At 50.0% G+C, this 10,701-nt stretch carries 7 protein-coding genes and 2 pseudogenes; 4 read left to right on the top strand and 5 right to left on the bottom strand.

The features are described 5' to 3' along the window. Window positions 1-278 precede the first annotated feature (278 nt). Window positions 279-758 (bottom strand): hypothetical protein, encoded by a 480-nt coding sequence (locus ACKFKF_RS32520; RefSeq protein ID WP_446871539.1) that lies wholly within the window; start codon window positions 756-758, stop codon window positions 279-281. A 34-nt stretch (window positions 759-792) separates the two neighbouring features. After that, window positions 793-2,157, bottom strand: coding sequence for an IS4 family transposase (locus tag ACKFKF_RS32515; protein ID WP_446871538.1), 1,365 nt, complete (start codon window positions 2,155-2,157; stop codon window positions 793-795). Between the two features lie 246 nt (window positions 2,158-2,403). Here ACKFKF_RS32515 and ACKFKF_RS32510 point away from each other — a divergent pair, with 246 nt between their 5' ends. From ACKFKF_RS32510 to ACKFKF_RS32495, 4 genes and pseudogenes are all read left to right on the top strand, one after another. After that, entirely contained in the window at window positions 2,404-4,029 is a 1,626-nt protein-coding gene (locus tag ACKFKF_RS32510; RefSeq protein WP_446871537.1) for an ATP-binding protein, read from the top strand. Window position 4,030: 1 nt separating this feature from the next. Then, a pseudogene (locus tag ACKFKF_RS32505) lies at window positions 4,031-6,802 on the top strand (PAS domain-containing protein); the annotation flags it as partial. Next, the gene (locus ACKFKF_RS32500; protein ID WP_446871541.1) at window positions 6,803-7,780 is read left to right on the top strand and encodes an ATP-binding response regulator; all 978 of its coding nucleotides are present in this window, start codon (window positions 6,803-6,805) and stop codon (window positions 7,778-7,780) included. It abuts the pseudogene before it with no gap. An 87-nt stretch (window positions 7,781-7,867) separates the two neighbouring features. Then, a complete protein-coding gene (locus tag ACKFKF_RS32495; protein WP_446871536.1) occupies window positions 7,868-8,671 on the top strand; it encodes a Uma2 family endonuclease in 804 nt (267 codons plus the stop codon). Between the two features lie 71 nt (window positions 8,672-8,742). On the opposite strand, the gene ACKFKF_RS32490 is transcribed toward ACKFKF_RS32495, so the two are convergent. The 3 genes and pseudogenes from ACKFKF_RS32490 to ACKFKF_RS32480 all read right to left on the bottom strand — a co-directional run bounded on the left by ACKFKF_RS32490 (window position 8,743) and on the right by ACKFKF_RS32480 (window position 10,579). Then, window positions 8,743-9,567, bottom strand: a complete 825-nt coding sequence (locus ACKFKF_RS32490) for a CheR family methyltransferase (RefSeq protein WP_446871535.1) — start codon at window positions 9,565-9,567, stop codon at window positions 8,743-8,745. Next, window positions 9,564-10,109: pseudogene (locus ACKFKF_RS32485) on the bottom strand (CheB methylesterase domain-containing protein). The gene ACKFKF_RS32490 and the pseudogene ACKFKF_RS32485 overlap by 4 nt, the downstream one beginning before the upstream one ends. Window positions 10,110-10,114: 5 nt before the next feature. Then, the gene (locus ACKFKF_RS32480; protein WP_446871540.1) at window positions 10,115-10,579 is read right to left on the bottom strand and encodes a response regulator; all 465 of its coding nucleotides are present in this window, start codon (window positions 10,577-10,579) and stop codon (window positions 10,115-10,117) included. Between the last annotated feature and the right edge of the window lie 122 nt (window positions 10,580-10,701).

The raw sequence follows: 10,701 nt of genomic DNA, 5'->3' as shown, positions 1-10,701 counted from the left end.
GAATTTACTGTCCTCTCTTGCATTCCGGCTTCCTAGTTTTGTCAGTCAAGCAGGCGTTGACCCTCACTTTTTGGGCTTCTGTTTTGGCTTGGTTTTGAGCATGAGCTTGTTTGGCTTTCTCATGTAGCTGTTGGAAATCCTCAAACCTGATGCCTAACAAACATTGAGTCTTTTGAGGATGAATTTGGATATAATCAAGCAGTTTTTTCATCTGAGGGTAAGCCACGAAAACTTCGTTTTACCCTCTTTTTTTAACTCAATTTAATTTCTGGAAACGACTATTCACTATCATGGTCGTCAGCTTGCAAGGGGGTGATCTGTCTATTCGGTAATTCCGGGTCGCGATAGCCTTTCTCGTTGACCAGAGCTTCTCGCACGGCTCTTGCGCTTATACGAGCATCAGCAAACGTCGATTGAAACTTTGGGTCAGCTTGTGCGTATCGTTCCACCAGCGACCGAATATCTGCTTCTAGCTGAGGCAGTTTCTTCTCGCTTTTATGTCGTCCACGGGCGCGATAGTCATCTACGCACACCATCCCCGTTCGACGTTCATTCAACCCCAGTTGCACGCTATGTCGATTCCATCCCATCACCGTTTCTGCTTTGCGAGCAGAGCCATCTAAGTAGTCTTCAGTGACTTTTGCCATAAAGTCTCGTTTGAGGTGACCCGTTAGCTTTTGGGCAGCATCCTTGAACGTGGCTTTGACCGCTGCCGTCATCATGGACTGCGACGCACCTAGATTAGGGGAATGGGACATCATCTACAGAGGAATGGCACTTACTTAAGGTCAATCAACGAGCTAGACTAGCTTTGAGAATTGAGCGAGGCTGCTTCATCAGGGGGAAGGCTTTCGGTCTGCGTTTTCTAACTCTAGGTTCATGACGATTGGGACGGTCTGGAATCAGGGATTGTGAAACGACTTGCAACAGGATTTGATAAAGGTCGTGACGCTGTTGGGGGTGGGCATAAGCCAAGGATGGGATAAAGTTTCTCAGATGTTGTCTTGCGCCCTGTAACGACAGTTGTAAAGTGGAGGCTGGTCGGGGGTTTGCGGCTTGTCGCATGAGCGCGCGCAGCAAGTTGTAGGCTAACAAATGAACATAGATTTCTTTGCGAACCATTTCGGGTGTTTTACCGCTGAGGACTTCCATTGTCAAGGTCGTTTTCACATGTTTAATCTCGACTTCGACCGTCCATCGGAGCCGATAGAGTTGAGCAATTTGGGCTTTTGGGTAGGCTTTGGCATCCAGGAGGGTGGTGACGACAATGACCGTTTTAGTGCGACACCCAGGCTGTTCAATGCGAAAGCGGACTTCTCTGACCTTGAGCGTTTCGGGTAATTGAGCAAACGCCTGAGCCTCCATGTGCTGGGGACAGCGTTTGGGCTTGACCCATTGAACTAGGTGATCCTCCTTGCCCAGTCGTTTGCCTCGGCGAAAATCGCACTGGCGGCGTTGATGGCAGCGAAAGACTGCATCGGCTTTTTGGTTCATCACACAGGTTAAATCCACATAGCTGCCAAAGGCTCGGTCTGCCAGGGCAACATCCCCGGCTTTGAGCAACCCATAAATTGAACGTGCTAACACCAATTCGCTGGTCTTAAATTGGTCAATCAACACGCCAACGGCGGCACCCGTGGTTAAACTAAACATCACCATCAGTTTGGCAATCGGAAACCCACAGCCTTCTGCCTGATTACTGTGTTGCGGATAGGCTGCCTGGTTCGCTGCTGTATCTGGCATGGAAACGTTTGACCCATCCAGGAGTTTTACGGGTCGTCCACACCACAATTGTTCTGAAGCAGCTTGCACTTCCATCTGTTCTGCTGTGTGATCAAACAGGCGTTTGAAGACCCCTTCTTTCAACCGTTGCTTGGCTTTGGTATACCCCCCAGTGTTCGACGAGGGGACGGCACACCCTGCACTGGCTAACCAACTGATCACCCGACTCACCGCCTTGCGACAACGCTTGTCGCTGTCGAACACCGGGGATAGAAATGCCCACAGCGTCACGAACGGATTAAACAGACGATCCCGATAGCTCACGTTCTCTTCGACCAAGACCCTGGCTATCACAGATTCAGGCAGGATCTGTTGAAACGGTAAACCGACCCTGTTGGCGAATGTTTGCTTGAGAATTTCAGCAGAGTTTGGCATAGTGGAGCTAGTTATTTTAGTCACTCCCAGCCTGTGACCTCAAAAAGACCAGGGTTGGAGCTTTTTCTTGCTCTATTTTCTCAAAACCCCGACCCTTAAGTAAGTGCCATTCATCTACAGATCTTTTCTCATCTCTTGTAGAATGACCGGGATTCTATTTCTTGGCAAGTCCCTATCAGCGATCGTATTCGTTACGAATACGATCGTAAGCAAAATGAACAACGCTTGCAGGAACAAAGCCAGCTAATGCAACTGATTGGCGATGGTGTTGGCGATGGGTTAATTCTGGCAAACCCCCAAGGCGAGTTTGTCCTCTTTAATCAAGCGGCTGAACGGATGTTTGGTCGGTTGACGAATGAGCGATCGTGTGAGGAATGGTCGCAAACCTATGGACTCTTTCTGCCGGATCAACAGACCCACTTTCCCGATCAGGAACTGCCGCTCTACCAAGCCATCCGAGGGGAATACGCCACGGATGTCGAAGTGTTTGTTCGCCGTGATTCTGATTCGGAAGGATGCTGGATCAGTATCAGCGGATTTCCAATTTGGGATCAAAATCACGACATCACAGGCGGCGTGATTACCTGCCGGGATATCACTGATCGCAAAGAAGCTGAACTAGAGCGGAGTCGATTGTTGGCAGAAGCTGAAGCGGCTCGTGAAGAAGCCGAAGAAGCCAACCGCAGTAAAAATGGGTTTGTCGCAATGGTGGCGCACGAGCTACGATCGCCGCTCAATTCGATTCAGGGATGGGCAAAACTGCTGAAAAACCGCAAGCTGGATGAGGCAGCAACCACCAAAGCACTCGATACGATCGTGCGAAATACCGAAGCGCAGGTGCAGCTCGTTGAGGATTTGCTGGATATGTCTCGGATGGTGCGGGGCACGTTGCAGATTCAGATGGCTCCAGTCAACTGGGGCAGCGTGATCGAGGCAGCGTTAGAGGTTGTCCGTCCGATCGCAGATGCCAAACAGATTCAGCTAGAGACGCACATTGCTGCCACACCGCAAATTTCTGGCGACTCTAACCGCCTTCAGCAAATCGCGGTGAATTTGCTGACCAACGCGATTAAGTTCACTCCACAACAGGGTCGGGTTGAGATTGATCTAGAGCGCGTGGAAAATCATGCCCACCTCTGCATTCGGGATACGGGCAAAGGCATCGCCGCCGAATTTTTGCCCTTCGTTTTCGAGCAGTTTCAGCAGGGGCAGCAAGACACAGGATCAAAAGATGGTTTGGGGCTAGGACTCGCGATCGGGTTTATCTGCAAGTTTCTTGTTACTGAGTGCTATGGATCAAAAGATGGTTTGGGGCTAGGACTCGCGATCGTCAAAAACCTGGTCGAACTGCATCAAGGGACGATCTCAGCCGAAAGCCCGGGAATCGGGCAAGGCGCAACGTTTACCGTGAAGTTTCCGGTGCTGAAAGCGATTTCGCTCGATTGCACAACAACTTCAGGCAATCTGCTAGATCTTGATCAAACTACTTTGACTGGAATTCGTATTTTTGTCGTAGATGATGAGCCGGATATGGTTGGTTTGGTGACTTTTATTCTAGAAGAATATGGGGCTGGAGTAAAGTCTGCCTTGAGTGCTGCGGCGACTTTGGAGCAGTTCTCTGAGTTTAAACCGGATATTTTGATCAGTGATATTGCGATGCCCAACGGGAACGGGTATGAACTGTTACAACAGGTACGATCGCGACCTGATGGCAATATTCCCGCGATCGCGCTGACTGCCTATTCGAGCGCGACGTATGAAGAGCGATCGCTGCAAGCCGGATTTGAGCGACATCTCACCAAGCCTGTCGAGCCTAACACTCTGATTACTGCCATCCTTCATTTAGTTCAAGCAAAAAACACTCGTGTCTGATATGCCGCAAGCGCCATTCATCACAGTCTTAAAACGCTGGCTTTTCGCCGCCGATAATTTAGGTCAGCGGGTGGCACGGATTGCCAGTAGTCTCGTCATTCTGGTCGGTTGCCTCGTCTTCATCGGTTGGAGTCTGGATCTCTCGATTCTCAAGAGCGTGATTCCAGGTGCAGCGACCATGAAGGCAAATACCGCCCTTTGCTTTGTTCTAGCTGGCGTGTCGCTGGGGCTACAAACTCGCAATCGACTCAATCGCCGCACAGTTCGGATCGCCAAAGGATGCGCGATCGTCGTAGGTACGCTCGGATTGCTTACCCTGTGTCAATACCTTTTTGGTTGGAATCTGGGAATTGATCAACTGCTGTTTCAAGATCAGCCTGTTTCTCCCGCAACGGTTTATCCAGGTCGCATGGGCGATAATACTGCCCTTAATTTTGTCTTCGTCGGTGCGGCGCTTTGGCTGACAGGACACAGAATTCGCCATGCTGATAGCATCGCTCAATCCGCTGCGGTCTGCGCGGCATCGATCGCGCTGCTTGCGCTGATCGGATATCTCTACACCGTAGAAGTGTTTTATCGGTTTATTGCCTATTCCTCTTCGATGGCACTACATACCGCTTTGTCGTTTCTGGTGGTGAGTGTTGGTATTTTAGGGTTGCGATCGAATCGAGGATTAATGCAGCCGCTGACACAGAAGACGTTTGGTAGTCTCGCGGCTCAGCGATTCATTCTGACCGCGCTTTTCATTCCCTCGATTCTGGGTTGGCTGATTCTGCAAGGACTCCGCGCTAATCTCTACAATGCGGCGTTTGGGCTGGCGCTGTTAGTCGTTGCCCTAATTTTTATTCTCGTGGCTCTGATTTGGAAGACGACTCGGAATCTGAATAAGATGGAGAGCGATCGCAAACGATCGTCCGATCGTTTGCGATCGAGTGAAGAGCGATTTCAGTTAGCGCAGGCGGCGGCTGATCTTGCGGCTTGGGAGTATGAGACGCGAACCAACCAGGTGATCTGGTCAGAGCGAGGATATTCGCTGTTTGGCATTGCACCGGACGATCCATCTGCCTTTGAAACCTGGATTTCCCGCATTCATCCCGATGATGTAGCGATCGCACAGGCAGCTATTCAGCAGTGCTTAACCACGGGCAGCGCCGAAGTTGAATATCGCATTCAGCATCCAGAGCAAGGGATACGCTGGATTTTTAGTCGAGCAGGACTCGCCTCAGACAATCCGACTTTGATGCGCGGCATTTCGTTTGATATCAGCGATCGCAAACAAACCCAACTCAACGAACAGTTTCTCAACGACCTCGATCGACGATTGCGCCAACTTTCTGACGCAGAAACGATGCAATGGGAAACCGTTCGCAGTTTGGGCGAATATTTGAACGTCGATCGCGCCACCTGGTTTGAAGTCGATTGGAAAAACCAGTTAGCGAAAATTGATCGAGACTGGCATCAAGACGGGCTTCCGAGTCATGCCGGAGTTTATGCGATCGCAGATTTCATTTCCCCCGAACTGCAAGCGGCTCAAATTGCTGGTGAACCGATTGTCATTCCTGATGTAACCATCCATCCCTACACTGCACCTCATAGCACGACCTATCAGCAGTTGAATCTGGGCGCATTTGTGAGTATTCCCTGTATCCACGCAGGTCAATGGGTTGCAACCTTGAATGTCAATACGAGCAGCGTTCGTTTTTGGCGATCGGATGAAGTAACTCTACTGCAAGAAACCGTCGCTCGTCTATGGTCGATCATTGAGCAAACAAGAGCCATACAAGCCCTGAAGGAACAGGAAGAACGAACTCGTTTAGCGACAGAATCTGCCGAGTTAGGGATGTGGTTCTGGGATATTCCTCAGAATGAATTAATCTGGACGGATCGCTGTAAAGCAATGTTTGGGATTACGCCAACGGTTGAGATGACCTATGAGATTTTTCTCAATACCCTGCATCCTGATGATCGCGATCGCACCCATGCGGCTGTGACCCGTGCGCTCGAAGAACAAGTCGAATACGACATTGAATATCGCAGCCTGTGGTCAGATAGCAGCATTCACTGGATTGCGGCGAAAGGGCGCGGCTTCTATGATGCAGCAGGACAACCGATCCGCATGATGGGAACGGCACAAGATATCAGCGATCGCAAACAAGCAGAGCAAGCCTTGCGAGAAAACGAACAGCGATTTGTCACGCTATCCCAAGCCTCTCCCATCACCATTTTTCAATTTGATGCAAACCATCAGTGTATCTATATCAATCCTCGCTGGACTGAGATGACAGGTCATTCGGCAGAAGTCGCGTTGGGCATAGGCTGGGTCGAAACTCTTCATCCTGACGATCGCGATCGCTTGACGCGGGAATGGCTGCAATAGGGTCAGACGGCTCAACAGCAAGATCTCTATCAGAACGAAGGCAGAATTGTACGATTCGATGGCAGTACGATGTGGTATTCCATTGAGGCACTTCCTGTCGTCGATGCCAATGGTTCTGTTACAGGTTACATCGGCACTCTATCTGACATCACCGATCGCAAACAAGCAGAGTTAGCGTTAGAACAGCGCACCGCAGAACTGATCGAAACCAATCGCCTCAAGGATGAATTTCTCGCCGCTTTGTCCCACGAACTAAGAACGCCGCTCAATCCGATTCTCGGCTGGACAACGATGATGAAAGCCCAGAAACTCACCCCCGCGAAGACCGCTCAAGCTTTAGAAACAATCGATCGCAATGTACGGCAGCAAATCCGGTTAATCGATGATTTACTCGATGTGTCCCGTGGGATTCAAGGCAAGCTAAAACTTGAGCTTCGTTCGGTGGATATCGCGCAGACGATCCAAAGCGCGATCGACACCGTGCAGTTTTCTGCCCAAGCCAAAGGCATTACAATCTCGCGCCAAGGTCTACCGTCATTGAATTTGATTGCAGATTGCGATCGCCTACAGCAAGTCTTCTGGAACCTCCTCTCGAATGCAATCAAATTCACGCCAGACAATGGGCGAATTGAAGTTGAGCTATCGACTAATCAGACTCGCGATGCTCAAGTCCGAGTCACAGATACAGGCATCGGCATTGAGCCTAAAGATCTGCCGTATATTTTTGATCGGTTTCGGCAAGTCGATGGCAGCAACACGCGCAACTATGGCGGCTTAGGATTGGGACTCTCGATCGTGCGGCACCTGGTTGAATTGCATGGCGGAATCGTCACCGTTGAGAGTCCTGGAATCGGTCAAGGAACGACATTTACAGTCAAGCTTCCCATCAGAACAGAGGGGTTAGCGGTGAATGAACAAACTGTTTCCACGCCCGAACTGAATTCCTCTGAAATAGCACAGCACAAAGACTCAGCCCAACTTTCCTCAATTCCTGCAATCGCTGGCGTTCGCATTCTTGTTATCGATGATGATCCAGACAACTTAGACATCGTGTGCTTTTTGCTTCGGCACGATGGCGCGATCGTAACGGCGGTCAGTTCCCCTGTGAGCGCGATCGAACTGATTTCCAGTCAGCCCTTCGATCTGATTGTGAGTGACATTGGAATGGCAGAACTAGACGGCTACGAATTAATGCAGCGAATTCGAGCCTTGCCACAAGGTCAGAACATTCCTGCACTGGCTCTGAGTGCGTTTGTGTATCGAGAAGATCAGGAGAAAGCAACCCAGGCAGGATTCCAGGCATACATTACGAAACCTGTGAGTCCGATCGAGCTATTCACAGTGCTGGCTCAATTGCTTGATCGTTCAATCTAGCTTGCCAAAACTCCAGGTGAACAGAACAACATCACCAATTTAGCGATCGCGGTAAAATGAGAGGATTCCCATTCGAGTGCGGTGTCTATGGAAATGTCGATCGCTCAATCTTCGACCAGTCCGGTTTCTCCTGAATGGGAGATGCCGATCCCGCCGACTGACTTACCTTTCGATGATGGAGTTCCCTTGGAAAGCGCCCGCCACCGCATCGCGATGAATCTGCTAATCCGCTCTGTTCAATCTGCCCTCAAAGACCGAACTGATTTCTTTGCAGGCGGCAATATGTTCGTTTACTACAGCCGAAATCAAGCCATGAACCGGGACTTTCGCGGTCCTGATTTTTTTGTCGCACTGGATGTCGATAGCAACCGAGAGCGCAAATCATGGATTTTGTGGGAAGAAGATGGGCGTTACCCGGATGTGATCGTCGAGCTTTTATCTCCCAGTACAGAACGAATAGACCGCGAGGATAAAAAGCGTCTTTACGATCGAGTTTTTAAGACCCCAGATTATTTTATTTTTAACCCGTTTGACCCCGATTCACTCCAAGGCTGGCGGCTGCAACTGGGGCAAGGCTACCAACCGCTACAACCAAACGCGCAAGGCTGGTTATGGTGCGAAAGTTTGCAGCTTTGGTTAGGGACGTGGGACGGGGTGATCGATCGAGAACCTGCAACTGGAACTTGTCCGTGGTTGCGATTCTATGATCGAGATGGGCAACTCGTCCCGTTACCGGAAGAGGCAGAACGAGCCAGAGCGGAGGCAGAACGAGCTAGAGCGGAGGCAGAACGGGCTAGAGCGGAACAAGCCGAGCAAGAGAATGCACGTCTGCTTGAACAGCTTCGATCGAGAGGAATTGATGTAGATGAATTGCTCGATCGCCTTGAATAACGCGCGAGCCTCCTTCAAATCCATATTCGGGCATCGCGCTGCAATTAACGCTCAATAAACACACTGTTGAATTAGATGCTACGTAGGCGATGACAAATACTCTGGTCAATTCGCACCGACTCAAACCGACTATCGATATTAAAGACGGTTTCGCCTCCGCCTAAAAACAGGTAGCCATCAGGGCGTAACTGCTGCCGAATCTTTTGCAGAATCGAGATTTTTGTCTCGGGGTCAAAGTAGATCAATACATTTCGCAGAAAAATGATGTCTATCATTGGCAGCGCCTTCCACTCGTGGATGAGGTTGATTTGCCGAACCGTTAGCATTTGACGAAGGGTATCGCTAATCTGCCAAAAGTCTAGCTGCTTGCGAAAGTACTGATCTTGCAAAGTAGGGGAGAGTCCTCGATTGACTTCAAGTTGAGTATAAGCGCCCTGTTTTAATCGCGCCAATGCTCTTCCTGATACATCACTGGCAATGAGCTGTAGGTTCCAATCTGCCAACTCTGGGAAGTATTCTTGAATTAAGATTGCAATACTATAAGGCTCTTGTCCGTGAGAACAAGCCGCACACCAAATTGTCAGCGATCGCTCCTGCCGACGCTGTTGAATCAGGTGCGGAAGCACATCCGTTCTGAGCGCTTCAAACGGGTAGAAATCGCGAAAAAAGGATGTTTCATTTGTTAGCAGTGCTTCAACCGCTTGAATATGCAATGTTCCAAATGGGGTGTGTTTGAGCTTCTCCACAAAAGCAGCGATCGACGAAAAGCCGTTGCGCTCTGCAACCGATCCAAGGTGCAGATCTGCTAGATATTTTTTCTCAGCACCAAGGACAACTGCTGATTGTTGCCGCACTAACTCCCGAAGATAGTCAAAGTCAAAGGGCTGTGAGTTCATTGGCGCTCCTGATTCATTCCAGAAGCAGCCTGAGCAACTCGGTGCAGAATCTCGATCGCGACTACATCCAAAGGCAAGACGGCATCCGCAAGTCCAGCATTCGCCACAAATCCTGGCATTCCCCAGACTACACTACTCGCTTCATCTTGTACCAAGATCTGCCCTCCCCCCTCACGCATCGATTCGCAACCGCGTAGCCCATCTTGTCCCATTCCTGTGAGAATGACACCCAGCGATCGGGCTTTGTAGTGTTGAGCAATGGAACGAAACAACACATCTACCGAAGGGCTGCAAAAATTTTCTGGAGGCGTTTGATGCGTGATTAATTGCATTTGCGTTCCCGATCGCGTCACTTCTAGATGATAGTCGCCGGGAGCAATCTAGATCGTTCCGGGAGTGAGCGGCGCACCCTCATAAGCTTCTGCAACAGATAGTTGGCATTTAGTCGCCAATCGCTCTGCCATGAGTCTGGTAAACATCGCTGGCATATGTTGCACAATCACGATCGGAATTGGAAAAGTCTTGGGGAGTTGAGGCAGCACCAAGCTTAAAGCATTCGGTCCACCTGTGGAAGCTCCGATCGCAAGAATGTCGATCGGAGCAGGGCTAGAGCGTACCCGATGGGAGGATTGAATTGCAGGAGCGGCAACCGGAACACTCGCAGACGATCGGCTGGCTTTGCACCAAAAAACTTGATCTTGGGAAATAAGGTTTCCTGGATGTGTTGGTTTGCTGCTTCCACACTACCGAGTTGACTGGGTTTAGTCGCATAGTCTGAGGCTCCCAGAGCCAAAGCATCCAGCGTTGCAGCGGCTCCGGTGTGCGTCTGGGTACTAAACATAATCACCGGAAGGTTGGGATAGGATCGCCGGATTTCTGCTAAGGTTTCTAACCCGTTCATGTCGGGCATTTCGATATCTAAAATCACAACATCTGGGTTGACCTGTGGAATTTTCGCGATCGCAATCCGTCCGGTTGCAGCGACGCCGACCACTTCAAACTCGGAGTCCAGTGCAAAAAGTTTGCTTAAACGACTGCGAACGATAACAGCATCATCAACAATCAGGATATGAATTTTAGCTAAGTACAGGACAAAAAACTTAGAACCTGCAAGAAATCATTCATTTTCTGCTC

This window comes from Phormidesmis sp. 146-12, assembly GCF_052939495.1.
Note: the sequence above shows the minus strand (reverse complement) of the source record. Positions and strands in the feature narration are given on the sequence as shown.

Excerpts from the sequence above, each read along its gene's own strand:
- ACKFKF_RS32510 (WP_446871537.1), top strand. The coding sequence starts at position 2,404 with ATGCAACTGATTGGCGATGGTGTTGGCGATGGGTTAATTCTGGCAAAC.
- ACKFKF_RS32495 (WP_446871536.1), top strand. The coding sequence starts at position 7,868 with ATGGAAATGTCGATCGCTCAATCTTCGACCAGTCCGGTTTCTCCTGAA.
- ACKFKF_RS32515 (WP_446871538.1), bottom strand. The coding sequence starts at position 2,157 with ATGCCAAACTCTGCTGAAATTCTCAAGCAAACATTCGCCAACAGGGTC.
- ACKFKF_RS32490 (WP_446871535.1), bottom strand. The coding sequence starts at position 9,567 with ATGAACTCACAGCCCTTTGACTTTGACTATCTTCGGGAGTTAGTGCGG.
- ACKFKF_RS32520 (WP_446871539.1), bottom strand. The coding sequence starts at position 758 with ATGTCCCATTCCCCTAATCTAGGTGCGTCGCAGTCCATGATGACGGCA.